22 protein-coding genes are annotated in these 26,404 nt (G+C 61.8%); 13 read left to right on the top strand and 9 right to left on the bottom strand.

Annotated elements, in window-relative coordinates:
- Positions 1-18: 18 nt before the first annotated feature.
- Positions 19-978, bottom strand: a complete 960-nt coding sequence (locus HNH97_RS04720) for a helix-turn-helix domain-containing protein (RefSeq protein WP_171790061.1) — start codon at positions 976-978, stop codon at positions 19-21.
- A gap of 90 nt (positions 979-1,068) precedes the next feature.
- Between HNH97_RS04720 and HNH97_RS04715 the strand changes: the two genes are divergently transcribed.
- Positions 1,069-2,652, top strand: coding sequence for a 4-hydroxyphenylacetate 3-hydroxylase family protein (locus tag HNH97_RS04715; RefSeq protein ID WP_171790060.1), 1,584 nt, complete (start codon positions 1,069-1,071; stop codon positions 2,650-2,652).
- A gap of 8 nt (positions 2,653-2,660) precedes the next feature.
- The gene (locus HNH97_RS04710) at positions 2,661-3,191 is read left to right on the top strand and encodes a flavin reductase (protein WP_171790059.1); all 531 of its coding nucleotides are present in this window, start codon (positions 2,661-2,663) and stop codon (positions 3,189-3,191) included.
- Between the two features lie 7 nt (positions 3,192-3,198).
- Here the strand turns inward: HNH97_RS04710 and hpaR are convergent, their stop codons facing one another.
- A complete protein-coding gene (gene hpaR / locus HNH97_RS04705) occupies positions 3,199-3,654 on the bottom strand; it encodes a homoprotocatechuate degradation operon regulator HpaR (protein ID WP_171790058.1) in 456 nt (151 codons plus the stop codon).
- 107 nt (positions 3,655-3,761) lie between these two features.
- Here hpaR and HNH97_RS04700 point away from each other — a divergent pair, with 107 nt between their 5' ends.
- The 9 genes from HNH97_RS04700 to HNH97_RS04655 all read left to right on the top strand — a co-directional run bounded on the left by HNH97_RS04700 (position 3,762) and on the right by HNH97_RS04655 (position 13,909).
- On the top strand, positions 3,762-4,163 hold the full coding sequence (locus HNH97_RS04700) for a 5-carboxymethyl-2-hydroxymuconate Delta-isomerase (RefSeq protein ID WP_171790057.1): 402 nt from the start codon (positions 3,762-3,764) through the stop codon (positions 4,161-4,163).
- A 34-nt stretch (positions 4,164-4,197) separates the two neighbouring features.
- Positions 4,198-5,757 (top strand): 5-carboxymethyl-2-hydroxymuconate semialdehyde dehydrogenase, encoded by a 1,560-nt coding sequence (gene hpaE / locus HNH97_RS04695; protein WP_244949311.1) that lies wholly within the window; start codon positions 4,198-4,200, stop codon positions 5,755-5,757.
- A 158-nt stretch (positions 5,758-5,915) separates the two neighbouring features.
- The gene (hpaD, locus tag HNH97_RS04690) at positions 5,916-6,896 is read left to right on the top strand and encodes a 3,4-dihydroxyphenylacetate 2,3-dioxygenase (protein ID WP_171790056.1); all 981 of its coding nucleotides are present in this window, start codon (positions 5,916-5,918) and stop codon (positions 6,894-6,896) included.
- Positions 6,897-6,946: 50 nt separating this feature from the next.
- Positions 6,947-7,825, top strand: a complete 879-nt coding sequence (locus HNH97_RS04685; RefSeq protein WP_171790055.1) for a fumarylacetoacetate hydrolase family protein — start codon at positions 6,947-6,949, stop codon at positions 7,823-7,825.
- Positions 7,819-8,622, top strand: a complete 804-nt coding sequence (hpaH, locus tag HNH97_RS04680) for a 2-oxo-hept-4-ene-1,7-dioate hydratase (RefSeq protein ID WP_171790054.1) — start codon at positions 7,819-7,821, stop codon at positions 8,620-8,622. The genes HNH97_RS04685 and hpaH overlap by 7 nt, the downstream gene beginning before the upstream one ends.
- 13 nt (positions 8,623-8,635) lie before the next feature.
- On the top strand, positions 8,636-9,436 hold the full coding sequence (gene hpaI / locus HNH97_RS04675) for a 4-hydroxy-2-oxoheptanedioate aldolase (protein WP_171790053.1): 801 nt from the start codon (positions 8,636-8,638) through the stop codon (positions 9,434-9,436).
- Between the two features lie 348 nt (positions 9,437-9,784).
- Positions 9,785-11,275 carry a SphA family protein gene (locus HNH97_RS18280; protein WP_193712777.1) on the top strand — a complete coding sequence of 497 codons (1,491 nt, stop codon included), beginning with the start codon at positions 9,785-9,787 and terminating at the stop codon, positions 11,273-11,275.
- A gap of 159 nt (positions 11,276-11,434) precedes the next feature.
- Positions 11,435-13,021: a phosphoenolpyruvate carboxykinase (ATP) gene (gene pckA, locus HNH97_RS04660; RefSeq protein WP_244949310.1), complete on the top strand. Its 1,587-nt coding sequence runs from the start codon at positions 11,435-11,437 to the stop codon at positions 13,019-13,021.
- 519 nt (positions 13,022-13,540) lie between these two features.
- Entirely contained in the window at positions 13,541-13,909 is a 369-nt protein-coding gene (locus tag HNH97_RS04655) for a con-10 family general stress protein (RefSeq protein WP_216657528.1), read from the top strand.
- A 160-nt stretch (positions 13,910-14,069) separates the two neighbouring features.
- Here HNH97_RS04655 and msrQ read toward each other — a convergent pair whose 3' ends face one another.
- The 3 genes from msrQ to HNH97_RS04640 form a co-directional block, all read right to left on the bottom strand.
- Positions 14,070-14,687: a protein-methionine-sulfoxide reductase heme-binding subunit MsrQ gene (gene msrQ, locus HNH97_RS04650; RefSeq protein ID WP_171790049.1), complete on the bottom strand. Its 618-nt coding sequence runs from the start codon at positions 14,685-14,687 to the stop codon at positions 14,070-14,072.
- A 1-nt stretch (position 14,688) separates the two neighbouring features.
- Complete coding sequence (msrP, locus tag HNH97_RS04645; protein ID WP_171790048.1) at positions 14,689-15,642, bottom strand: protein-methionine-sulfoxide reductase catalytic subunit MsrP; 954 nt, start codon at positions 15,640-15,642, stop codon at positions 14,689-14,691.
- Positions 15,643-15,917: 275 nt separating this feature from the next.
- Positions 15,918-17,309: an NAD-dependent succinate-semialdehyde dehydrogenase gene (locus HNH97_RS04640; protein WP_171790047.1), complete on the bottom strand. Its 1,392-nt coding sequence runs from the start codon at positions 17,307-17,309 to the stop codon at positions 15,918-15,920.
- Positions 17,310-17,399: 90 nt separating this feature from the next.
- On the opposite strand from HNH97_RS04640, the gene HNH97_RS04635 reads away from it, so the two are divergent.
- On the top strand, positions 17,400-17,552 hold the full coding sequence (locus tag HNH97_RS04635) for a hypothetical protein (protein WP_171790046.1): 153 nt from the start codon (positions 17,400-17,402) through the stop codon (positions 17,550-17,552).
- 41 nt (positions 17,553-17,593) lie between these two features.
- Here the strand turns inward: HNH97_RS04635 and HNH97_RS04630 are convergent, their stop codons facing one another.
- Together HNH97_RS04630 and HNH97_RS04625 are read right to left on the bottom strand one after the other, a co-directional pair.
- Complete coding sequence (locus HNH97_RS04630) at positions 17,594-18,649, bottom strand: NAD(P)-dependent alcohol dehydrogenase (RefSeq protein ID WP_171790045.1); 1,056 nt, start codon at positions 18,647-18,649, stop codon at positions 17,594-17,596.
- A 301-nt stretch (positions 18,650-18,950) separates the two neighbouring features.
- Positions 18,951-20,291 carry a B12-binding domain-containing radical SAM protein gene (locus HNH97_RS04625; protein ID WP_171790044.1) on the bottom strand — a complete coding sequence of 447 codons (1,341 nt, stop codon included), beginning with the start codon at positions 20,289-20,291 and terminating at the stop codon, positions 18,951-18,953.
- 580 nt (positions 20,292-20,871) lie between these two features.
- Here HNH97_RS04625 and HNH97_RS04620 point away from each other — a divergent pair.
- Positions 20,872-22,548 (top strand): SulP family inorganic anion transporter, encoded by a 1,677-nt coding sequence (locus tag HNH97_RS04620; RefSeq protein ID WP_171790069.1) that lies wholly within the window; start codon positions 20,872-20,874, stop codon positions 22,546-22,548.
- A 196-nt stretch (positions 22,549-22,744) separates the two neighbouring features.
- Here HNH97_RS04620 and aroA read toward each other — a convergent pair whose 3' ends face one another.
- Both aroA and HNH97_RS04610 read right to left on the bottom strand, forming a co-directional pair.
- Positions 22,745-24,010 carry a 3-phosphoshikimate 1-carboxyvinyltransferase gene (aroA, locus tag HNH97_RS04615; RefSeq protein ID WP_171790043.1) on the bottom strand — a complete coding sequence of 422 codons (1,266 nt, stop codon included), beginning with the start codon at positions 24,008-24,010 and terminating at the stop codon, positions 22,745-22,747.
- Between the two features lie 167 nt (positions 24,011-24,177).
- On the bottom strand, positions 24,178-26,319 hold the full coding sequence (locus tag HNH97_RS04610; protein ID WP_244949313.1) for an FUSC family protein: 2,142 nt from the start codon (positions 26,317-26,319) through the stop codon (positions 24,178-24,180).
- Between the last annotated feature and the right edge of the window lie 85 nt (positions 26,320-26,404).

Here is a 26,404-nt window from a genome sequence, read left to right as displayed (position 1 = left end):
TTCACCAAAAACTTTTATTCATGATGTTTCCTGAATCGTCGTGCGGTCCGGTGCATCAGGCGTGATGCGGCCCGGTTCCTGATAGGGCGCGCCATCGCCATGGCCGCGCATGTGTTCGATCTGGCTTTTGCGCCACCGGCCGGGTGACACCCCGGTATAACGGCGGAAAAAGCGGGAGAAATAGGCCGGGTCCTGTGTGCCGACCTCGATCGCGATGTCCTCGATTGACCTGACGGTAAACAGCAGAAGCCGCTTGCTTTCCAGCAGGCGGCGTTCATGGACCATGTGCATGACCGACAGGCCGAACGCCTGTCGTGCCGCACGTCCCAGAAGGTAGGGCGTGCTGCCCAGTTCGGTGGCATAGCGCTCAACGGACCATTCCTCGCGGAAATGGCGGTTGATCGTGGTGCGCAGCCGCCGTGCCAGGACCGTGCGTGCGTCCTGTGGCGCAACCTGCGTATCATCGGCCAGGCGCCATGCCCGTTCCAGCAATGTCGCGGCAAGGCCGGAGATGGCCGGACTCGCGGCGGTTGGCGCATCGTTATAGCATTGCTGCATGATTTCCATCAGCGCGCCAAGCCGCCGCCATTCGGGACGGTCGGTTGATCCCTCCACCATCAATGGCGTGTCGAGCGGCCGGTGGATCAGGGTGGAAATGGCCGTCAGCGCCCCGTCGGCAATCGACAGGACAATCGCATCCGACCGCCCGCATACGTTGAACCCGTGCACGACATGGCTGGGCATGAACGTGATCGCGGGGGCGGCGAAACGCAGGGTCCGGTCCTCCATGTAATAGGTGCCGCCGCCAGTGGTCCAGAACGTCAGTTGTCCCATCTGTTCATGTTTGTGCGGTGCGACATTTCCGTTGTGCATGTTGCGTCGCGCCATCACGGTTTCGACATGGACGAACCCGATATCGACCAGCCTGTCGGGAAGTCCGTAAACAAAAAAGCTTGGTATGGGATCAGGTGTTTTCATTTTTTGGAAAAGTCCATTTTTTTTCCTGTTCCGTCCATGGCGCGTGGTGGCCTGTCAACATAAAAATTGCGGAAAAACGGGAGGAAAAGAATGACGACCCCCATTTCCGCCAAGGCGGCCACCACCGACACCGCCATCCCCGCATCCCGCGCCAGGCATGTGCCGGTCCTGCCCTTTACCGGGGCGGAGTACCTCGAATCCCTGCGTGACGGGCGCAGCGTCTTCATCAATGGCGAACGCGTGACGGACGTGACCACGCACCCGGCGATGCGCAATTCGGTCCGTTCACTGGCGCGTCTGTATGATGCATTGCATGACCCGGCGAAAAAGGAAGTCCTGACCTCCCCAACGGATACGGGATCAGGTGGGTTCACCCACAAATATTTCCGTGTCGCCCACAGCGCCGATGACCTTGTGGCGCAGCAGGGCGCCATCGCCGAATGGGCGCGCATGTCCTATGGCTGGATGGGGCGCACGGCCGATTACAAGGCGGCGCTGATGAATACGCTGGGCGCCAATGCCGACTGGTACGGGCCGTTCCGCGACAATGCGCTGGCCTGGCACAAACGTGCGCAGGAACGTGTCCTGTTCATGAATCACGCCATCGTGAACCCGCCGATCGACCGCCACAAGGAAGCGCAGGACATCAAGGATGTCTTCGTGCATATCACCAGGGAAACGGACGCGGGCATCTACGTCTCGGGGGCGAAGGTGGTGGCGACGTCGTCCGCGCTGACGCACTGCAACTTCCTTGCCCAGGGGTCGGCCGCTGTGACCAGCGACCCGTCCATGTCGGTCATGTTCATCGTTCCCATGAACGCGCCGGGCATCAAGATGATCTGCCGCGTTTCGTACGAGGAAACGGCCAACCGCGTGGGGCAGCCGTTCGATTATCCGCTGTCGTCGCGCTTTGACGAAAATGACGCGATCCTTGTGCTCGACAACGTGTTTGTCCCGTGGGAGGACGTGCTCGTCCTGCGCGATGCGAAGAAGATCATGTCCTTCCACCCGGCATCGGGCTTCATGCATGGCTACTGTTTCCAGGGCTGCACGCGTTTCGCGGTCAAGCTTGATTTCCTTGCGGGCGCGCTGGCCAAGGCGTTGCGCTGCACCGGGGGCGATGCGTTCCGCGGCAACCAGGCGGCATTGGGGGAGGTCATCGCATTCCGCCACATGTTCTGGGCTTTTTCAAACGCCATGGCGCGCAATCCCGTCGAATGGGTGAACGGCGCGGTCCTGCCCAACCTGGAGGCGGCGCTGTCCTATCGCGCCTTCATGTCGGAGGCCTATCCCCGCGTGATCGACCTGATCCGCCGCACGGTGGCGTCGGGCCTGATCTACCTGCCGTCCTCGGCCAAGGATTTTGATAATCCGGAGATTGATAAATACCTGTCGCAATATGTCCGTGGGTCGAATGACATCGGCCATGTGGAGCGCATCAAGCTGATGAAGCTGTTGTGGGATGCAACGGGCACGGAATTCGGCGGGCGGCATGCGCTGTATGAACTCAATTACGCCGGCGCGCCGGAGGAAGTCCGCCTGCAGATCCTCAAGGGGGCCGAACGCAACGGCATCCTGCGCGACATGGAGGCGCTGGTGGATTGCTGCATGAGCGATTATAACGAAAAAGGCTGGACCGGCGACACGTGGCTGCCGCCCATCGGCTGTGCATGAGGTGTGTCATGGATACCCCCTTCGCAAAAGATACCCCTGTCTCCAAAACCGAATTCCGCAACGCCATGGCCCGGGTCTGCGCGCCGGTGAATGTCATCACCACGCGCGGGCCTGCGGGGCGGGGCGGGTTTACGGCCACCGCGATGTGTTCTGTCACCGACGAACCCCCCATGCTGCTGGTGTGCATGAACAGCATGTCCGCGCAATGCGACCTGTTCCTGAAAAACGGGCGTTTCTGCGTCAATGTGCTCAGCCATGACCATCGCGACCTTGCCGGGCATTTCGCGGGCCGGACCAGCGACATGGAAGCACGCTATGCCCATGCACAGTGGGAGGACATGCCCTCTGGCAACCAGGCGCTGCATGACGCCATGGTGTCCTTTGACTGCGTGCTGGCCGACAGTCGCCGCGCGGGGACGCATTACATCCTGATCGGGGAGGTCGTGGGCATCCGTGTCCGTCCCGACGGAAATGCGCTGCTGTATTTCGACCGTGATTACGTCCATGTCCCCACCCGGATCGGCAGTTTCGGGGGATAGGGCGCGATCAGTCGGCCTGTTCAGCCAGTTCGTTGAGCAGGTCGAGCAGCGCTTCCGTCCGGTCATGGCCGAAGCGTTCCTCGATCAGGCGGTAGATGCGCGCGCTGTCAGGGGCCACGGCGCCGATCTTTGCCACCCCCTGCGGCGTCAGTCCCAGCAGGGTACGGCGGCGGTCATGCGGGTCGGTGGTGCGGTGGATCATCCCCTCCCGCTCAAGGAAGGCAAGGATACGCGTCAGGCTTGGCGACAGGATGAAGGCCAGTCGGGCAAGGTGTGACGCATCGAGCGAGCCATGTTCATCAAGGATGCGGATGACACGCCACTGCTGTTCCGTCAGGCCATGGGCGGCAAGCATCGGGCGGAAGCGTGACATGATGCTTTCACGTGCGCGCAGCAGGGCGATGGGCAGGGACCGCAGCGTGGAGCCGGGCAGGAGGCGCGTGTCATGTCCAGTCGTTGCCATTTTGAATCCTTCCTTGAAATGCCACAGATGTGAAGAACGTACGGACGCTGTCCCCGTTATGATACTTAACAGGTTAAATAGAAGCACGCACCCCAAAAGGAGGAAGCATGCCACACCTTACGATGGAATATTCAGGAAATATCGAAAATGAGGTCGATATGCAGGGATTGTGTGTCGATGTGCATCGCGCGATCCTGTCGAGCGGCCTGTTTGAAACCGGCGCGCCACGCGTGCGGGCATTCCGGGCCGATGCATGGGCGATTGCCGACCTTGATCGTGAAAATTCATTCATAGACATGAGCTTTCGCATTGGCGTGGGCCGCAGTGCCGAGGAAAGGAAACGTGTGGGCGACATGATCTTCGCCACAGCGCGCGCCGGAGTACACCACCTGCTGGCGCGCCCGTATTTCGCACTGTCGCTGGAGATACGCGAGATCGACCCCCGGCTGAGCTGGAAGGAGAACACCATGCATGCACGCCTGCGCAATACCGGCGCACCTGCGGCATAAGTCCCGTCGGCATCAGGAAAAATATGGATCCGTCATGAGGGGGGAAAACCCCGTCATGCACAAGGAATGGAGTGGCGTGATGTCCGTACTGCAGGACAATATCGACAAGGTTGGCCGTTACCTGGCACAGTTTCGCGAACATGGTGTGCGCAACCATATCGGGGGGAAGGAATGTCCCGCCATCAGTAACAGGACGTTCGAGACGATTTCCCCCATCGACCTCAAGCCCCTGGCGCAGGTCGCGCATGGGGATGGGCGGGATGTGGACCTTGCCGCGCGTGCCGCACGTGATGCGATGGCGGAATGGGCGGCCTATGGCGGGGAGGCACGGCGCAAACTGCTGCACCGCATTGCCGATGCCATTGTGGCGCATGCGGAGGAAATCGCCCTGCTGGAATGTGTCGATACCGGGCAGGCGCTGCGTTTCATGTCCAAGGCCGCCCTGCGCGGGGCGGAGAATTTCCGTTTCTTTGCCGACCAGGCCCCCACCGCGCGCGATGGGTTGAGCCTGCGTGGACCGGGGCAGGTCAACATGACCACCCGTGTACCGATCGGACCGGTCGGCGTGATCACGCCATGGAATACGCCGTTCATGCTATCGACATGGAAAATTGCGCCGGCATTGGCCGCAGGATGCACGGTGGTGCACAAACCGGCGGAATTTTCCCCCCTGACCGCAAGCCTGCTGGTGCGTATCGCCGAAGATGCGGGCCTGCCGAAGGGGGTATGGAATCTGGTCAACGGGTTTGGCGAGGATGCGGGCCGGGCGCTGACGGAACATCCCGACATCAGGGCCATCGCGTTTGTCGGCGAAAGCCGTACCGGATCACTCATCATGAAGCAGGGGGCCGACAGCCTCAAGCGTGTGCATTTCGAACTTGGCGGAAAAAACCCTGTCATTGTCTTTGCCGATGCGGACCTTGAGCGTGCGGCGCAGGCGGTGGCGTTCATGATCTACTCCCTCAATGGGGAACGCTGCACCTCCTCGTCGCGGTTGCTGGTGGAGGAAAGCATCCATGACCGCTTTACCGACCTTGTCGCGCAGAAGGCGCGTGCCATAAAGGTCGGGCATCCGCTGGATCCCGAAACGGTGGTTGGTCCGCTGATCCACCCGGAACATGAAAGAAAGGTTCTGGAATATTTCGAAATCGGACGGGGAGAGGGCGCATCGGTCGCCGTGGGCGGGACACGTGTGGACGGGCCGGGTGGGGGCTGTTATGTCGCGCCCACGCTGTTCACCCATGCCCGCAATGACATGCGTATCGCGCAGGAGGAGATTTTCGGGCCGGTCCTGACGGCCATTCCATTCCGTGACGAGGCCGAGGCCCTGTCCCTTGCCAATGGCGTGCAATATGGCCTGTCGGGATATGTGTGGACATCGGATGTCACGCGCGCCTTTCGTGTCGGTGATGCGCTGGAGGCCGGGATGATCTGGATAAATTCGGAAAATGTCCGTCATCTTCCGGCACCTTTCGGGGGGGTGAAGAACTCCGGCATCGGGCGTGACGGGGGGGACTGGTCCTTTGATTTCTACATGGAAACCAAGAATATCGCGTTTGCCACGACCGCGCATCCGATCCCGAAACTGGGATAAGGAAGAATCATGAAATAATAAAAGTTTTTGGTGAAGCTTTTTTCAAAAAGCTTCAAAGAACGTCACCTTTTTGAAAAAAGGCGACACCCAAAAACTTCTTTTCGTTTTTTCGGAATGTCTTGTAACGGGCCTGCAGGCAGTAATAACGGAGAAAAATAATGCCGATTCCCATGCCGAACCTCTATCCGCCTTTCAACATCGTGCGCCTGAGCCACGTGGAATTCATCGTGACCGACCTTGCGCGCAGTCGCGCCTTCTATGCCGACACGCTTGGCCTTCAGGTCGTGGCGGAGGAAGGGGAGCGTATCTATCTGCGCGCAATGGAAGAGCGCGGGCATCATTGCGTGATTCTGCGACAGGGACCAAAAGCCGAAATATCCATGCTGGCGCTGAAACTTTATTCCGAAGAGGACCTCGACAAGGCATGGGACTGGCTGTGTGAGCAGGGATTGCCGGTCGAATGGGTGGAACGTCCCCACCAGGGCCGGACGCTGCGCACGCGCGACCCATCCGGCATGCCGCTGGAATTCTATTTCCAGATGGAACGCCTGCCCCCGATCCATCAGAAATATGCGCTCTATCACGGGGTAAAGCCGCTGCGTATCGACCATTTCAACTGCTTTTCCACGGATGTCGATGCATCGGTCGAATTTTACAACCGGATCGGTTTCCGCGTCACCGAATATACCGAGGACGATGAAAGCGGGCGACTGTGGGCGGCGTGGATGCACCGCAAGGGCGGCGTGCACGATATTGCATTCACCAACGGGCGGGGGCCACGCCTGCACCATACCGCGTTCTGGGTGCCGACGCCGCTGAACATCATCGACCTGCTGGACCTGATGTCCACCACCGGATACCTTGCCAATATTGAACGTGGCCCCGGTCGCCATGGCATTTCGAATGCATTTTTCCTGTATATCCTCGACCCAGACGGGCACAGGATCGAAATCTACTGCTCTGATTACCAGACGGTGGACCCCGACCTTGAACCCATCAAATGGGACCTGAAGGATCCGCAGCGCCAGACATTGTGGGGGGCGCCCGCGCCGCGTTCATGGTTCGAACATGGCAGCGTCTTTACGGGGGCACGGGTGGAAGACCCCCTGCTGAAGGCCCAGCCAATCATCGCACCGTAATGCCGTCCCCTATCGCAAGGGCAGTTCCCGCCAGAGCAGGATCGCGTGAAATGTTTTCGAAATTCATCAGTTTTTCAAATCAGGGACGTCCCGGTTACGGTCTGGTGCGCGAGGACGGGATCGTGGACCTGTCGCGCCATTATGGTGACCGATGGCCCACATTGCGCGCCGTTGTGGCCGCAGGTGCGCTCGACGAACTGGCCCATGATGCGCAGGGATGGGTGGCGGATCTTGTGCACACCGCCATTCATTATGAAATTCCCATTCCTGATGCGGAAAAGATCATCTGCGTGGGTGTGAACTACCCTGACCGGAACGCGGAATATAAGGACGGGCAGGAGGCCCCACCCTATCCGTCGCTGTTCCTTCGTCTTGCACGCAGTTTCGTCGGCCATGACGAACCGCTGCGTCGGCCGCCGGAATCCGTGCAACTGGATTATGAGGGTGAGATTGTCGTGGTGATCGGCAAAGGGGGGCGGCGTATTCCCGCCGAACGCGCGCTGGAGCATGTGGCGGGCCTGTCGCTGTGTAACGAGGGGACGATCCGTGACTGGGTGCGGCATGCGAAATTCAATGTGACACAGGGCAAGAATTTCGATGGGTCGGGTGCGATCGGCCCGTATCTGGTGCCGTTTTCCGATCCGGCGCAGGTGGCCGACATCACACTGGAAACCCGTGTGAACGGTGCGGTGCGCCAGCATGACCGCACGGGGCGGATGATATTCCCGGTTGCGTATCTTGTTTCCTATATCTCGACCTTTACCACCCTGACACCCGGCGACATGATCGTGACCGGCACGCCCACCGGGGCAGGCGCACGCCATGACCCGCCCATCTGGCTGAAACCCGGCGATGTGGTGGAGGTGCAGGCCGATGGGCTTGGCACCCTGCGCAACAGCGTGATCGACGAAGGGGAAAGCCCATGCTGACGACGGCCGAGCGTGAGGCGCAGGTCGCACTGCTGGACACGGCGGAGCGAAACGGTGTGCAGACCGGCCTGATTTCGGGCCGGCATCCCGATGCGGACCTTGACGATGCCTATGCCATCCAGGCGGGGTGGATAAAGCGCAAGATCGAGGCAGGCAGGCGGGTCATTGGGTGGAAGATCGGCCTGACCTCCCGGGCGATGCAGTCGGCGCTGAATATCGAAACCCCGGATTCCGGTGTCCTGCTTGACGACATGATGTTCGAGGACGGGGCACATATCCCGGCGGGACGCTTCATCCAGCCCCGGATCGAGGCGGAGATTGCCTTTGTCATGAAAACCCCGCTGCGGGGTGCGGATGTCGGGATATGCGACGTGCTTGATGCAACGGCCTACGTGGCCCCCGCGCTGGAAATCCTCGATACCCGTATCGTGCGCGTGGACCGTGAAACCGGGCGGGCCCGGACGGTTATCGACACGATTGCGGATAATGCGGCCAATGCCGGGATCGTACTGGGCGGGCAGGCGATCAGGACCGGGGACGTGGACATGCGGTGGATGGGGGCGATCGTTTCGCGCAATGCGGTGGTGGAGGAGACGGGACTGGGCGCGGGTGTCCTGAACCATCCGGTACGCGGGATTGTCTGGCTGGTCCGTCGCCTTGCGGCCTATGGGCAGGGGATTGATGCAGGGCATGTCGTCCTGGCCGGGTCCTTCATCCGCCCCATCGAGGCGCGGCATGGTGACACCATTGTGGCGGATTATGGTCCCCACGGCACGCTGAGCTGTTATTTTGAATAGGGAGACACGGAAAATGCCTGCTCCTGACAACAGGTTCAAGAACGCCATCCGGAATGGGGAATGCCAGGTCGGGTTATGGCTGGCGCTGGCCAATCCCTATACCGCCGAAATCTGCGCCGGTGCGGGGTATGACTGGCTGCTGCTGGATGGGGAACATGCCCCCAATGACATCCCGACCCTGATGGCGCAGCTTCAGGTCCTGCATGGTGGCAGCCATCCGGTGGTGCGGCCCCCGACGGGGGCGGTGTGGATGATCAAGCAGATCCTCGATCTCGGGGCGCAGACGGTTCTGGTTCCCATGATCGAAAGCGCCGGACAGGCGCGCGAGATGGTGCGTGCGGTGCGGTATCCCCCGCAGGGTGTCCGCGGCATTGGCGCGGCGCTGGCGCGGGCTTCGGCGTTCAACCGTATTCCCGACTATCTTGCCACCGCGAATGCGCAGGTCTGCCTGCTTTTGCAGGTGGAAAGCCGCGCGGGCCTTGCCGCGATCGAGGAAATCTGCGCGGTGGAGGGGGTGGACGGGGTGTTTGTCGGTCCCGCCGACCTTGCCGCCGATATGGGATATCTGGGCCAACCCGGTGCGCCTGCGGTGCAGGAAGAAGTGGAAAAGGCCATCCTGCGTATCCGCGCTTGTGGCCGGCCCGCAGGTGTGCTGACGTCTGATCAGGCGCTTGCGCGGCGTTATGCCGAACTTGGGGCAAGCTTTGTCGCCATCGGGAGCGATGTCGGCCTGCTGGTGGCGGCCACGTCGCGGCACCTGCAGGAGTTCCGCACAGGCATGGCGCCGCCTGCGGAACAGGGCGCGGTCTATTGAACAGACCTTCCTGAAAACATGAAAAAAGTTTTTGGTGAAGCTTTTTTCAAAAAGCTTCGAGAAACATCGCCTTTCAGAGAAAAGGCAACGCCCGGAAACGTCTGAATCTCAAGCTTCAAACACGAACGGATGCCCATGCTGCCCCCTCCCGCGTCGTAATGGTGGCGCGGGCCAAGGCATGGGGCCGGAATCTCGATAAAGTCGGTCTGAAAAATTCTCCAGAATAACAAGAAAAAATGGAGTGCAGGTGACATGGCGACGAACGGGTATGCTGTTGTCCCGCCATCGCGTACAGGGCGATATGCCATATATGATGCTGTGGCAGCGGTTTATTTCATTCTTGCAAGTGTGGTTTTCATCGGTCTGGGTGAACATGCCCATGACTATCCATGGGTCATGGCGCATCCCTATATCCTTGCGTTCCTGAAATTCGCCTGCCTTGCGACATTCGGGGAATGCCTGCGCGGGCGCATTGCCTCGGGCCGGTGGATCCCGCGTGCATTGCTGGCGCGCGTGGTGATCTGGGGATGTCTTGGGGTCTGGATCGCCTTTGCCTTTCAGGTGATTGATGCAGGTGTGGGCCACCTGCTTGGCCCGGGCGCGCATTCTGCCCTATGGCGTGCGCTGTGTGCGAGCGTGTGGATAAATATCCTGTCCGGTTATGGTTTTTTCATGATGACCGCGCATTTCGTGACGGACCGGGTCATTGATGACGGGTGGCAATCCCCATGGCACGCCCTGCAACATCCCAGCTTTTCGCCATGGGCGCGCATCGTCCTGCTGACGCTGGTGTGCTTCTGGGTGCCCGCGCATACCATCACGTTCCTGCTGCCGCCTGCATGGCGTGTCGTCTTTGCGGCCTATCTGGGGATTGCGCTGGGGCTTCTGCTGTCCTTCAGCAATGCGCGCGCGCGCAGGCAGGCGCGGATGGACGCCGGCATGGCGGGGCATGGGGTGGCGCTTGCGCTGGGGTGTCTGGTGGTGCTGGCGGCAGGTCGTGCGTACGCCACCGAGGGCGGGGGCAGCGTCTATCCCACCGGGGTCAATACCGTGATGCCCGCCATCCTGCCCGGCCCGAACGAGACGGAACTGTTCAACTATATCGTTGATGTGCCGATGCCTTCGCTGAACAATGCAAAGGGCAAGTCCACCGTGCCGTTCCGTGCCAACCTGTTCGCCTATGCCCCGCGCCTTGTCCATGGATGGAACGTCGATTACCACGGCCTGCACCTTGAAACCGGTATCTCCCCCGTTCTGCAGCGCAAGAGCGTTCGTGTGGGGGACAGCAGCGATTTCGCGATGAACATGTCGTCGTTCGACCTGCAGGCGCTTTACCTGACATGGTCGCGTGGGAATGTGCATCTGATGGTGGGGCAGGATTTCTGGTTTCCCGGCTCCACCTTCAACCGTCGCGCGCTGGCCAATGTCAGCCCGAACAAGGTGACCTTCATGCCCGAGGGCGCGGTGACATGGATGCCGGGACGATGGGAAGTGTCCGTGGAATTCACGGGACAGTTTTCAACCATAAACCCTGCCACCCATTACCATGATGGTGCGCTGTTCGATCTGGATTACGGCATCGGTTATCGCCCCTTTCGCAAAATCCCGAAGCTGCAGATCGGGTTCCAGGGCAATTTCGCCAACCAGTTCAGCGATGACATGCAGTACGGCGTGCCGTACGAAAATGGGTACCGCATGCGCAACTTCACCATCGGGCCACAGTTTGTCTATAGCATCAGGCGCGGCGTGGGCGTGGCGCTGAAGTGGCAGCATAATGTCATCTCCCACAATACGGTGGGCGGGGAGCGGTTCTGGGTGCAGTTCGCGTTCCCGCTGTGAAATGGCTGATGAATAAAACAAAGGTTTTTGGCGAAGCTTTTTTCAGAAAGCTTTGAAGGATGCTGGTCTGTCAAAAAAATCAGCCCCCAAAAACGTCTTCACGGGTTTTGGACATGTCCGGATCCGGCTGTCAAACAAGAAAAAACGGGAGCGAACCTGATGAGCGGTTCCATCACCATGCAGACCACGTCCCCCCATGACGGCGCCTTCACCGATGCGCTGGCCGGGGCGCGGCATGTATTTCACAACCTGTCGGCCGGGGAACTGGTGGAACATGCCCTGCTGCAGGGGGGCGCGCACCTGTCGGATGGCGGCGCGCTGATGGTTGATACGGGGGAGCATACCGGGCGTTCGGCGCGGGACAAATTCATCGTCGATGAACCCGCCACCACATCGGAAATCTGGTGGGGCGAGGTCAACCAGCGCATGACACCCGCCCATTTCCAGCGCCTGCGCACCCGGGCGGAGGACCATCTGCATCGTGGCGTGGTCTATGTGCAGGACGTGTTCGCCGGGGCGGATCCGCAATACCGCATTGCCGTGCGCCTGGTGACCGACAGCGCCTGGCATGCCCTGTTCGTGCGCAACATGTTCCTCCGCCCCACGCCGCAGGAGCAGGAGGGATTTGCCCCGCATTACACGATCGTGCATGCGCCCGGCCTGCATGCCGTCCCGGCGGAGGACGGAACGCATGGCGGCACCGCGATCGCGCTTTCGCTGGAGCAGAAATGTATCGTGATCGTGGGAACCCGGTATGCGGGGGAGATCAAGAAATCCGTCTTTACCCTGATGAACTGGCTGTTGCCGCCCCACGGCGTCCTGCCGATGCATTGCAGCGCTAATATCGGTGAGGGCGGGGATGTCGCGGTATTCTTTGGCCTGTCGGGCACGGGCAAGACGACCCTGTCATCCGATCCGCTACGCCGCCTGATCGGGGATGACGAACATGGGTGGAGCGCGCAGGGCGTCTTCAATTTCGAGGGCGGGTGCTATGCCAAGGTCATCGGCCTGGACCGTGACAGGGAACCGGCCATCTGGCAGGCATCGACGCGTTTTGGCGCGATCCTGGAAAATGTGTCGTCGCATGGGGGTGTCATTGATTTCGATGACGGGTCGCATACGGAAAATACGCGCTCGTGCTATCCGATCGACGCCATCGACCATATCCAGTCCGATGGATGTGGGGGCATCGCGCGCCATGTCGTGATGCTGACGGCCGATGCGTTCGGCGTGCTGCCGCCCCTGTCACGCCTGACGCCACAGCAGGCGATGTATCATTTCATGACCGGCTATACCGCCAAGGTCGCGGGCACCGAAAAGGGACTGGGCGCGATCCCGCAGGCGACCTTCAGCACCTGTTTTGGCGCACCGTTCCTGCCGCGTCCGCCGGAAGTATATGGCGCGATGCTGAAATCCCTGATCGAGGAGCATGGCGTGAACTGCTGGCTGGTCAATACGGGCTGGACCAGCGGGCCATGTGGCACGGGGCAGCGTATGTCGCTGGCCCATACGCGCAGGCTGCTCAATGCCGCACTCGGCGGGGAGCTTGATGGGGCCGTGTTTGAGGAGGACGGGTATTTCGGCCTCCTGATCCCCACGGAGGTCCATGGCGTTCCCTCCCACCTTCTGCGCCCACAGCATGCATGGGCCGATGCGCAGGCCTATGCCCGCGCGGCGGGGGAACTGCTGGAGATGTTTGCGAAAAACGATGCCCTGAAAAAGAAAGTGGCGTCCGGGCGTGCATAGCACGGTCACGGGGCCGTTGTCCGGTCCATGAAACGTCACGGGTTCCTGGTGAAGGTTTTTCCAGGAATATTCAGGCGAACGCTGCCTTTTTAGGGAAAGGGCAGCGTTTTTCATTGGGATCATGGGCATGCACCCCGCAGACCGGGGTTTTTGTCGTGTGTCGGTTCCTGCCGGCACAGTGTTGCGGCATGCCATTTGTCCCCTCCTTCCATCTTTTTCATGCTGTCCATGTCCCATGCCGGTGGGGATGGAGGAAACCGGTCAATAATATTGACACATAATCCGGTGTGTTATTACCAATATAATTCGTTATACATACGATATATATTTACATACGAGCACAAAACGATCATTTTTATTATGCGGATTCTTTTCGGAATGCCGGAACTGCTGCCATGACGCATCGTTGAGTCGTCCACAGCGGCCCTGAAGGGATTGCTTTCCCATTCATGTTTTTCGCACGTGATGGGGAAAAACAAGGGTTCCGAAGCGTCGCTGCGATCTCTGGAGGAGATGACCATGACATATCGTACAGTCAACAGCCTCAATATCGGTACCATTGCCTTCGCTCCGGCGGACAGTCACGGTGGGGGTGGTGCGGCGAACAACCCCGGCAACTTCGCCAATGACCCCAAACGCGCGGCGGAAGCGGGCCATAAGGGCGGGCAGCACAGTTCCGGCAACTTTGCCAACGATCCCGAACGCGCGGCCGAGGCCGGGCACAAGGGGGGGCAGCACAGTTCGGGCAACTTCGCCAATGACCCCAAACGCGCGGCGGAGGCAGGCCACAAGGGCGGGCAGCACAGTTCCGGCAACTTTGCCAACGACCCGGAACGCGCGGCCGAAGCCGGAAGGAAAGGCGGCCTTCACAGCCACGACAAGTCGTGAAGGCAGGCTGAAAGGACGGGACCCGCAATGGGTCCCGTTTTTTTGAAAATCTGCTAAAAGTAACAAAAGTTTTTGGTGAAACTTTTTCCAAAAAGCTTCAGAAGACGCTGCCTTTTTGAAAAAAGTCAGCACCCAGGAACTTTCACCGCATCGGTCCCGGTCACCTGCGCCGCCGTATGATCCACCGGCCCCGCCACAGCACCAGCAGGCACAGCATGGTGGCATAGCCGACACTGGTGGGGGTATAGGTCTTGAACGCCATCAGGAAATGTACCGCGGCAAGGATCGCCACGACATAGACCAGGCGATGCAGCATCCGCCACCGGCGGCCCAGCCTGCGGATCGACCACGTATTCGATGTCACCGCCAGCGGGAGCAGAAGCGTAAACGCACCCGCCCCGATCATCAGGAAAGGCCGGTGCGTGATGTCCCGCCACAGGACGGCCATGTCGAACTGCTGGTCCAGCGCGACATAGACCGCCACATGCATGCAGGCATACCAGAAGGCCAGCAGCCCGAACGTCCGGCGATAGCGCAGCAGGCTGTATCCGCTGACCTCCCGCACGGGGGTGATGCACAGTGTCACCAGCAGGAACCGCACCGCCCACAGCCCCAGCCAGCGTTCAAAGACATTGACCGGGTCCGCCCCCAGCCGGTCATGCGCGCCATACCAGAAATACAGTGCCGCAGGCCCGAGGCCGAGCAGCGTGATGACCCATGTCTCGAACCGCCATGGCATGACGGTCCGGTTGCGCGGTGTGCCGGTCAGGTAGGGCATGTCAGAAGTGGGTCCGCAGGTTCATCTGCCCATACAGGCCCGCGACCTGTTCGCCATATCCGTTGAACATCTGTGTCCTTTTGCGGCCGCCGCCGAAAAAGCCGCCCGCGCCGATCACGCGTTCTGTCGCCTGGCTCCATCGTGGGTGGTCCACATCCGGATTGACGTTGGCAAAGAAACCATATTCCGAAGGGGCCATGCGGTTCCATGTCGTGGTGGGCATCTGCTCCACCAGCCGGATGCGCGTGACCGACTTGATCCCCTTGAAGCCGTATTTCCACGGCACCACCAGCCGTACCGGTGCGCCGTTCTGGTTGGGCAGCGTCTGCCCGTACAGCCCGACCGCAAGGAAGGTTAGCGGGTGCATCGCCTCGTCCAGGCGCAACCCCTCCACATAGGGCCACGGCAGGGCGTCAAGGAGGTTGCGTTGCCCCGGCATTTCCCCGGGGCGCAGCACGGATTCGAACGCGACGTAGCGTGCGCTGCCCAGTGGCTGCGCCTGCTTCAGCAGTGCCGCCAGTGCGAAGCCATCCCACGGGATGACCATCGACCATGCCTCCACGCAGCGCATGCGATACAGCCGTTCCTCCAGCGGCATTTCGGCCATCAGGCGGTCGATGTCCCACACGCGCGGGCGTTCCACCAGCCCCTCGACGGACAGGGTCCATGGGCGTGGCCGGAATGCGCCGCCATAGGTGGACGGGTCGCTTTTCCCCATGCCGAATTCATAGAAATTGTTGTAATGCGTGACATCTTCCAGCGGCGTTGGCGTTTCGGCCGCCTGATACGGGCCGGGCAGCGTATGCAGGGCCGCCGCCATGGCCGGGCCGGCATGGCCGAACGGGGCGGCCAGCGCGGCGGACGACGCGGCAGCCATGAAATGACGACGCGATAGCCATGCCGCGTGTGGCGTGATCTCGCTGGAAGGTGGGCGGGGATAGGACCAGCGTGCCATGGATGCCTCTTTCCCAAAGGGGGACAGCAGCCATATTGGGTGTTGCCCATGCTGGAGGCAAGGTAAGAGGTCGCGTTTGCAGGGGATGGCGGAGGGATTGGGCGCCGTATTTTCAAAAAGGCGATGTTCTTTGAAGCTTTTTGGAAAAAGCTTCACCAAAAACTTTTGATAATAAGAAGTTTTCTGGTTCTTTTTTCAAAAAGGGACATGAAGGTACGACCGGGCCTGCGGAACATGCTGTCCCGCAGGCCCGTGGTCCCCGCATCCCGTGAAGGTCAGGCGGCAGCGTCGATCGGCACGACGTCGATCAGTTTCTTGTTGACGAATTCCTGGATCCCCAGCGACGAAAGCTCGCGCCCATATCCCGACCGCTTGATCCCCCCGAACGGCAGGTCGGCGCGGGTCCAGGTCGGGTGGTTGACGAACACCATGCCGGTTTCGATCTGCCGCGCGATCTCCGTCCCATGGTCGGTATCGCGGGTGAAGACCGATCCCCCCAGGCCGAACGAACTGTCATTGGCGATCCGGATCGCCTCATCCTCGTCGCGCACGCGAAAGAACATGGCGACGGGACCGAACAGTTCCTGGTGGAAGACGGGGTTGTCCGGTGTGATGTCCGTCAGGATCGTGGTCTGCACGAATGCGCCGCGCTGGGGCGGGGGCGGTCCCACACGGATCGCCTTTGCGCCATGTTTCACCGCGATGCGGACCTGTTCGTTCAACTGGTCCGCGGCAGCCTGTGACGACATGGGCGGCAGGCCCGTGGCCTCGTCCATCGGGTCGCCCGGTTCCAGCCGCCCCAGTGCCTCGGTAAAGCGGCGGAGGAATTCATCGGCGATATCATCCATGACGATGATGCGCTTGGACGCCACGCAGCACTGCCCGCCATTGTTCATCCGGCCCCATACGGCCCATTTGACCGCCTGTTCCATGTCCGCATCCGACAGCACGATGAAGGCATCACTTCCGCCGAGTTCCATCGTCGTCTTCTTCAGGTTCTGCCCCGCCCGCGCGGCGATGCGCGCGCCCGCGCCCTCGCTGCCGGTCAGGGCGACACCAATGATGCGCGGGTCGTCAATCAGGGTCTCAAGCTGCGCGTGGGTGGCATACAGGTTGGTGTACAGCCCCTGTGGCGCGCCCGCATCGTCAAAAAGCTGTGCGAAGGCGGCGGCCGACTGCGGCACGTTGGAGGCATGCTTGACCATCACCACGTTGCCCGCCATGAACTGTGGCCCGACCACGCGCGCAAGCTGGTAATAGGGGAAGTTCCATGGCTCGATCGCAAGGATGATGCCCATTGGCTGGCTGATGACCATGGCGTGGTCGCCGCGTCCCGCTTCGTCAGGAACAGGCTGCGGGGCGAGGAATTCCTCCGCCTTGTCGGCGTAGTAGTCGAGGATATCGGCCGACAGCGTGACCTCCTGCTGGCTTTCGCGCAGAAGCTTGCCCATCTCCAGCGTCAGGAGCCTGGCATAATGGTCGCTGTTTTCACGCAACAGCCGTGCCGCCTTCTTCACGATGGCGCGTCGTTCGGAAAAATCGGTGCGCGCCCATCTGGTATAGGTTGCCTGCGCCTGTGCGACGGCCTGTTGCAGTTCGTCGGCGCGCAGGTCGGGAAAGGTCGCGACCAGTTCGTTGGTATAGGGATTTACGGTCTTGTAAGCCATGGAGGACTCCCGTGCAGAGGGGAGCGAGCGTCCATCTACGTGACATCGACGCGACCAGGATGGTCGCGCGACGCTCGTTCCGGAATTGGCGTGCCCCTATCCAACATGCGGGGCGACCAAAGGTTCGGCAGGAAGCGGTTTTTTTATCGGGGCGTGGTGATTGCTTATGAAAAAGGAAAAAGTAAAAGAAGTTTTTGGGCGCCGCCTTTTTTCAAAAAGGCGGCGTTTCTTGAAGCTTTTTGAAAAAAGCTTCACCAAAAACTTTTTGTGGTTTCCGGATGAGCTCAGGCGGTGGCCGGCATGGTCGCCATGTCGATGACAAAGCGGTATTTCACATCGGATTTCAGCATGCGGGCATAGGCGTCCTCGATCTGGTCCATGCGGATCATCTCGATATCGGCGGTGATGTCGTGCTTCCCACAGAAATCCAGCATTTCCTGCGTTTCGGGGATGCCACCAATCAGCGACCCGCTGAAACTGCGGCGCTTCATCAGCAGGCTGAACACCGAAACCGGCAGCGGCGTTTCCGGTGCGCCGACCTGCACCAGCGTCCCGTCACGCTTGAGCAGTTCCAGATAGGCATTGATGTCATGGTTGGCGGCAACCGCATCAAGGATGAAGTCGAAACGCCCATGCTCGCGCGCCATGGCGTCGGCGTCCTTCGACAGCACGACCTCATGCGCGCCAAGGCGCAGGCCATCGGCGACCTTGCTGGCGGATGTGGTGAACAAAACCACTTCCGCGCCAAAGGCACGGGCGAATTTCACACCCATATGGCCAAGCCCGCCCAGACCGACGATGCCCACCCGCTGTCCCGGCCCCACCTTCCAGTGGCGCAGCGGGGAATAGGTGGTGATCCCCGCGCACAGCAGCGGGGCGACGGCGGCGGGGTCAAGCTTTTCGGGGACCTTCAGCACGAAAGACTGGTCCACGACGATGGCACGCGAATACCCGCCAAAGGTAATGCCGCGGCCCTGCCGGTCCTCCCCGTTATAGGTGGGGACGAAGCCCTGTTCGCAATACTGTTCGAACCCGTCACGGCAGCTTTTGCATTCACGGCAGGAATCGACCATGCAGCCAACGCCCACAAGGTCGCCGGTGTGAAAGCGCGTGACCGATGCGCCCACCTGCGCCACACGTCCCACGATTTCGTGCCCGGGGACGCAGGGGAAGATGGTGTTGTGCCATTCGTCGCGTGCCTGGTGCAGGTCGGAATGACAGACGCCGCAATACAGGATGTCGATCTTCACGTCATCGGGACCGGGGTCGCGCCGGTCGAACGTGATGGGGCCAAGGCGTGCATCTGCGGCGCTCGCCGCATATCCGGTGCATGAAAACATGAAATGCCCTTTGTGCCAGGGTGGGATGATGAAGGATCGGCCACACCATATCGCGTGACAGGGGGGCATGCGACCCTGCAACGTAATTGCACGAAAGCGTGAAAGAGGCGGCTGTCCGCTCCCGCGGTGGCGCATGGGGCGCCATGCATCACGGTCCTGCCCCGGATGGGCCGTTATCGCAGCGGCAGGCCGGGGGCAGGGGTTCTTGTGGAAAGCGCCAAAAAAAACGCCGCCCTTTTGAGGAAGGGCGGCGTCCGGAAGGACTATTTCCGATACGGGTTCCGATACGGGCGGCGCATCATCAATAGATATCGAAATCGTTGTTCCCGGTGGACGAAAATGCCATCCGGCGTTCGGACATGTTCAGGATCCACGATGCCATGTCGGACCGCGACTTGGGGAACGGCAGCCGGTGGAAGATCGAACGCATGCCATAGAAGGATTTGTACATCCGCTGGATGCGCTGCTCCATCTGTCCCGGCGTGCAGTCGCGCGGCCAGATATGGCAGACCTGCCCCGGCCAGCGGTCGATGTCCTCGGGGTCGATGATGCGCCCGGCCTTGAGCATCTTGTCAAACAGGGCGGTGCCCTTGGTCGGGGTCAGGATGTTGAAATAGGCCGCCGGGACCTTGTGTTCCTCCAGGAAACGCAGGGTATTGTCATAGACATCGGGGTCCTCGTCATCATAACCGAAGATGAAGTTGAGGGAGTAGCTGATGTCACGGCGGCGCATGTTCTCGAACATCTCGCCATAGCGGGTGGTCTTGTTCCAGCCCTTCTTCATGTCGGCCAGCGTCTCGGCATCGATGCTTTCGATGCCGATATTGACGTGCATGACGCCACTTTTCTGCGCAAGGTCGAGGAAATCGGTATCAAGGCACAGGTTGGACGACCACAGCGTGGACCAGCGGATCTTCAGCGGGACCAGCCCTTCCATCAGTTCCATGGCCCGGCTTTTCTTGCCGCCGAAATTGCTTTCACCAAAGAAGAAATGCGATCCCTTGTTCTTGATGCGCCGGATTTCATCGACCATCTGGTTGACCGGACGCCAGCGATAGCGCCCGCCAAGGTAGAACCGTTCGGAACAGAAATCGCACACGAACGGGCATCCGCGTGACGACTGTACCGCAAAGGTACGGAACGGGCCGAATTTCTTCAGGTCCAGCAGGTCATAGCGCGGCGGCGGCAGGTTATCGAGTTCCTTGAGCGGCGTCGCACGGTAGATCTTCTTCAGCCGTCCCGCCGCCGCATCCTCCAGCATCGTGGTCCAGATCGGCTCCGCCTCGCCCACGCCGACGGCGTCGCAATATTCCGCGGCTTCGTCGGCATAGAAGAAGACATGCGGCCCGCCCATGATGACGGTCACGCCACGGCGGCGGAATTCGGTGGCGATGTCATAGGCGCGCGGCGAATGCAGCGTCCACGCCGTCAGCGCCACCACATCGACGGGGGCATCGAAATTGATGTCTTCGAGTTGTTCATCAAGCAGCGTGACCGACCATTCCCGTGGCGTCAGCGCCGCAAGGTAAGGCAGGGCGAGGGGAACCATCTGGCGTCGTCGGGTCTTGAAAATCGTCCGGTCCGTTTTGGATCGGTAATGCGAGGGCTGGATGATGAGCAGTTTCGGATGGCTGAGGGACATAACAAAATCTATGGCAATGATGGGGGAACGTTTTTTGTGATAATCCTGTTGTCGGGCAGGATAGACAGCGGACCGATGCTGTCCAGATTGAATATATCTATATGTTATATATCAACGCCATGGCTTAATCGACGCAATATACGTGTAGCGCATACCGGGTTTGTAAAAAGATATAGCCTTGGATGGCGGTTCACGATCACATGACAAATATAAAATACAAAACAGTATTTGAAAAAATCATGAATAATAATCCATTATGATTGATGGTTTTTAAGTAAAGGAAATAACACGAAGTATTATTTCGGAAACCGCGCAAAACTTTCATGTTGTCCGTCGGATACTGGATACTTCAAAAGTGAATACCTGATATTTTTGTGGCGAATATGTATGTTTGCCCGTCATGGCGGGCATGCGCGATGCGTCACCGCCTGTCACGTGCCCGTGCGCGCGCGATCCGTGCGTGCTGTGGCGTGCTGCGTGCATTTTACGATATGATCGACGGTCTTTGCCACGGTGACGTGGCGCGGCCCGGCTTTGTGGTCCGGGTGGCAGGATTACGGGCGATTTTGGTATCATGGTCATGAAAACAGGTGCCGCACAGGGCCCGCGCGCGCCGGGGGGATGGCGTGCGCGCCTGCGTGACGTCATCGCGGGGATATCGCTGGCGTCGATGAACATCCCGCAGGTTCTGGGCTACACCCGCATTGCCGCCATGCCTGCGGTGACGGGGCTGTATACGGTGCTGCTGCCGCTGGTGGCGTTTGCGTGTTTCGGCGCGTCGCGTCATCTGGTGGTGGCGGCCGATTCCGCCACCGCCGCCATCTTTTCCAGCGCGCTGGGCCGCATGGCCCCGCCGGGCAGTCCGCATTACATGGCGCTGGTCAGCATGGTTGCCCTGCTCAGCGCGGGATTCCTGCTGGTTGCGCGCCTGTTCCGCCTTGGGTTCCTAGCCGATTTCCTGTCGCGTACCGTGCTGGTGGGGTTCATGGCGGGGGTGGGGATCCAGGTCGCGCTGGCGATGATGCGCGACATGCTGGGCATCGTGACCACCGCGCACAATCCGCTTCTGCAACTGTTCCAGACGGTGGCGTACCTGCCACGGGCCAGCGGGCCGACCATGGTGCTGTCGGCCTGTGTCGTGGGGCTGATCATGGTGGGCGACAGGCTGGCGCCGCGCGCGCCGCTGGCGCTGGTGACGGTGGTGGGGTCGATCATCGCCAGCATGATGTTCGGCCTGTCGGGCCATGGGATAGAGACGCTCGGCCCGATCGAAAGCGGCCTGCCCCGCCTGCATGTCCCCGATGTGTCATGGAACGACATGCTCGCGCTGCTGCCGGTCGCCACGTCGTGCGTGTTCGTCATCATTGCGCAGAGTGCGGCGACATCGCGTGCGTTCGCCCTGCGGTTTCACGACCCGGTGGATGACAATGCGGACATCCTTGGCCTGTGCGCGGCCAATGCCGTAGCGGGGCTGAGCGGGACATTCACCGTCAATGGCAGCCCGACCCAGACCGCGATGGCCGCGCGGGCCGGTGCGCGCACGCAGCTTGCGCAACTGACCTTCGCCGCCGTGACGGCGGTGGTGCTGGTGTTCCTGACGGGGCCATTGCGGTACCTGCCGCGCTGTGTGCTGGCCTCCATCGTCTTTACGGTGGCGGTGGGGATGGTTGACCTGCGCGCGATCCGTGCCATCCGGCGTGAAAGCCCCGGCGAATGCGGGCTGGCGCTGGTGACGGCGGCGGCGGTGGTCGGCATCGGGGTGGAACAGGGGATCTTCCTTGCCATCGCACTGTCGCTGTTTCGCCATGTGCGCCACAGTTACGAACCCCACACCATGATCCTGTGCCATGACCCGCATTCCGGCCTGCTGGAACCGCGCGGTGTCGCCGCCGGGGTGTGGACGTCGCCGGGGCTGGTGGTCTACCGGTTCTGCGCGGACCTGTTCTATGCCAACTCCGCCCGGTTCGTCGCGGATGTGCGCGTGATGGTGGAGGGGGCGTCAAGGCCCCTGTCGTGCCTTGTGGTGGACGCCAGCGCCATTACGGATATCGACTTTTCCGCCGCCAGCGACCTGCGCGACCTGTTCACCGCCCTGCGTGCGCGGGGCGTTACCGTGATCTTTGGCCGGGTCAGCCCCTACCTGCGTGCCGACATGGACCGCCATCGCATCACCCCCGTGGTGGAACCCGCCAACATCCACGCGCAGCTCCATACCGCCGTGGCGGCGGCAGAGGCGATCATCCGGCAGGAAAAGTAATGGTTTCCAAAGGGCAATGCCCTTTGGTGGGGGTTCGGGGGCAACGCCCCTGAGGAAGTCGGCGTTTGCGCCACCCGGGCGGCTTCCCGGACCCGGCAGGGATCGCGATCCCTGCACCCTGATTCGTTAAAAGTCATGGTTTGCAAAGGGCAATGCCCTTTGCCGGGTTTCAGGGCAGCGCCCTGTGCCTTTGTTTCTACCCGCAGGGCGCGATCTTCACGCCCAGCGCCCGCAGCGTGTCCCAGTAGGCCGGGAACGTCTTGCCCACGCAGCCGGGATTGAGGATCGAAATCCCCGGGATCTTCAGCGCCGCAAGGGCAAAGGACATGGCGATGCGGTGGTCGTCATAGGTCTCGATCCGCACCTCTTTGGCGGTCTGCACGGGGTCGGGGCTGGGGAAGACCAGCAGGTCGTCGCCTTCTTCGCGTGCGTAGGCGGGATTGATGCGCTGCATCTGCGTTGCGAGCGCATGCGTGCGGTCACATTCCTTGACGCGCAGGTTCTCGATCCCGACAAAGCGCACCGGCGTTGCGTTGAACATCGCCATGACCGCCAGCGTCGGGATCGCGTCCTGCATCTGCGACCCGTCGATGACGGCGGGCATATGGGGGAAGGACTGGATCACGCGCCACGCGGCGGCATCGGGCTGCGTGAAATCGTCGATGGGAAAGCCGATGTCGATTGCGCCGCCCGACAGCGCCTCGGCCGCCCACAGGTATGTCGCGGCGGAGGCATCGGGTTCGATGCGGAAGTCGGTCGCGGTATAGCCGCCCGGTGCGACGGTCCACGATGCGTCATCCCCGGCCATGACGCTGGCGCCAAAGGCGCGCATCGCCGCGATGGTCAGCCCGATATAGCCCTGCGCCCCGATATGCGGCCCGGACAGGCTGATGCGCACGGGTTTGCTGCTGCATGCCGCCATCATCAGCAGGGCGGAGACGTACTGGCTCGACAGGCTGGCGTCGATTTCCACCGACCCGCCCGACAGCCCGCCGGTGCCATGGATGGTGACGGGCGGGCACCCGCTTGGCGCGCTGGCGTCGATGCCAAGCTGGCGCAGCGCGGTGACCAGCGGGGCGATGGGGCGGCGCGCCATGTTGGCGTCACCCCCCACGACCACCGTGCCGCGCACCAGTGCGCTTGCCGCCGTCAGGAACCGCACCGCCGTGCCCGCATTGCCCAGGAACAGCGGGGCGTCCGGCGCGCGCAGCATGCCGGTGGAGCGCACGACAAAGCTGGTCGCATCGGGCTGTTCCACGTCCACGCCCATCTGCCGCAGGGCCTGCGCCATGTACAGGGTATCATCGCTTTTCAGTGCGCCCGTCAGGTGCGACGTGCCGCGCGCCAGTCCCGCCAGCAGCAGGACGCGGTTGGTCACGGATTTCGACCCCGGCAGGACCACGCGCCCCTGCAGCGGGGCGGTCACGGGCTCTATGCTCAGGCAGGGGAGGGGCGCGTTCATGAAAAGTCCGTCTTCCGTCATCATGGGGTGGGCCATGCCAGCCCCCGCCCTGCCGTCGCGGCGGGAAAGGGCGGGAAGGGAATGGCCCGTTTTCGTCCGGATCTGGCGATATCCGTGCTGCGGTCATATCACCGCGCCGGAGGTTTTACCACGGGCTGTCGCCGTGCTCAGGCGCGGGCGCGCGGGTCGGGACAGGCGGCGCCGGGGCTGAAAAAGACATTCCCCCGGCCCAGTTCGGTCGCGACGATGATCAGGCCGCCCAGCGCGGCACTCAGCGCGATGCGCGTGCCCGTATCGCCGGAGGTCCGCTCCATGCCATGCAGGCGCTCGAACGTGGCGCGGACCTGGCGCGCCAGCGTGGCCGGGCCGGTGGCGGCATGCGACAGGGCATCGAACAGGGCCGACAGGTCGGCGCGCGCATTGTCCGGAATGCGCGGGTCGCCACGGAAATCACGCAGGTACAGCAGGTTGCGGCCAATGGTCATGACCGAAAACGCCCCATGCAGCCACGCATCCGTCAGGCGGTCCCCCCTGTGGCCCATATGCGCGATCAGGTTTTCCATGCCCTGTATGATGCCGCCGATCCAGACGTCTTCCTCCATCCGTGCGGGCGTGCGCCCGATGCGATGCAGGTTGCCCAGCGTGCGGGCGCGGAACAGCGCGCAGAACCGCCGCAGGTTGAACGGCAGAACGTAGCGGAAGACCAGCACCCCGAAGCCAAGGCCGCTGAGCAGCGCGAAGGTGGTGTTGAACCATTGCAGTTCGTCGATGCGGCTGTGGTTGTCGAGGCCAAGCAGGTAGGGGAAGAAATTGCTGAACGACGCGGCCATCGCCGCCGTGGAGGGGTTGCGTGTCGCCAGGCCGCCGATGAACATCGGGATCGCGATGCTGAAGCACAGCACGGGATAGGCCGAGGTCAGCGGCATCACCACGAAGACCGGGACCACGGCGGCCATCGCCGCCCACACCGCGCCATAAAAGAACGCCGCACTGGCCAGCACCGTGTTGCTGAAGGAGGCGAAGCGCGCACACACGACACAGACGAAGGTGACGAACAGCGCACCCTGCGCCCATGCCGTCGTCTCCCATATCAATGCCGCCGTCAGGACCGCGACGCCCGAACGCAGGCCGTTATGCCATGCGGCATGCCAGTTGTCGGGACGCGGCAGGCTGAAACGCCCCGGCGTCAGCGCCTCGCGCGGGTCATCGGCAAAACAGGCGAGGAGGTGGGAAATCTCATGCAGCAGCAGTTCCATCCCCTGCAGCACGATCCGGTCGCCCGTTGCGGCCTCGATCGCAGCATTATCGGTCAGGGGGCGCGTGGTCCATGCGATGCCATCCGCGCACCGTCGGGTCAGGTGCGCCATGTCGGTCCGTATCCGCGCCAGCGCACGCGCATCGCCCAGCGCATCGGGCAGAAGCCCCAGCAGCGCGATCGTATCGTCGATGACCGCACCTGCAAGCGCGGAGTGATCGGGAATCGCCAGCAGGCGGCTGCGCATGCCCAGGCCCCGCGACGTCATGCGCGTGACCAGTCCCAGCGTCGCGCGGGCGAAGGCGACGACGTGTTTTTCCCGCCCGACCTCGATCGCGCTGAATTCGATCCGGTCATTGAGCAGCAGCGCGCGTGAGAAGATGCCATGCAGGTCGCCTTCCGGCGGGGGACGGCCGGCAAGGATGTCGCGCACCGCCATCGCCGCCTGCGTGATGATCTGGCGCAACTGCGTCGTCACGGCCTCGCGCGCCTGGGCCGCGACGTTGGGCAGGCAGACCATGCCCACCACCATCTCGCAGATCACGCCCAGCAGGATGTAGCTGCCGCGCGCCATGGCGAGGGTGAAGACCTGGTCCGCGATGGCCGTCGCACTCAGTGCCACGATGGCGCAGGTATAGGCCGTCAGCACGAAGGCGTAGCTGCGGAAATTGTGCACCAGCGTGCCCAGCGCCGTGCACAGCCCCACCCACAGCGACAGCGCGGGGAAGAACAGCCATGGCGATTGCGGGAAGGCCGCGATCAGCACGATGGCCGAGGCAATGCCCGCCAGCGTGCCGACAATGCGCCAGTGCGCCTTGGAAATGCTTTCGCCGCGCGTGCCCTGCGCCACGATCCACACCGTCATGGGCGCCCATTGCGGTTCGCCCAGTTCCATGCCGAACGCGATGGCCAGCGCCAGCAGGGCGGCGATGGTGGTGCGCAGCGAAAACCCCGCCGCCGTCAGGCGTGGCGCATACAGCCACGCCCCCGGCAGCGCGGTGGTGAAGGGGCGTGCAAGGAAGCGCCACGGGGCGCGCGAAAGGAAGGGCCGCATTTTCACCGATATGGCGCGCCCCGTGGCGTTCGTCACGCGAATATTACAAATTTATCGAAGCAAAATGCACGATTGCCCGCAGGCG

It is taken from the genome of Gluconacetobacter entanii (genome assembly GCF_013155425.1).
Classification (GTDB): domain Bacteria; phylum Pseudomonadota; class Alphaproteobacteria; order Acetobacterales; family Acetobacteraceae; genus Novacetimonas; species Novacetimonas entanii.
This window is presented reverse-complemented; position numbering and strand designations above follow the sequence as displayed.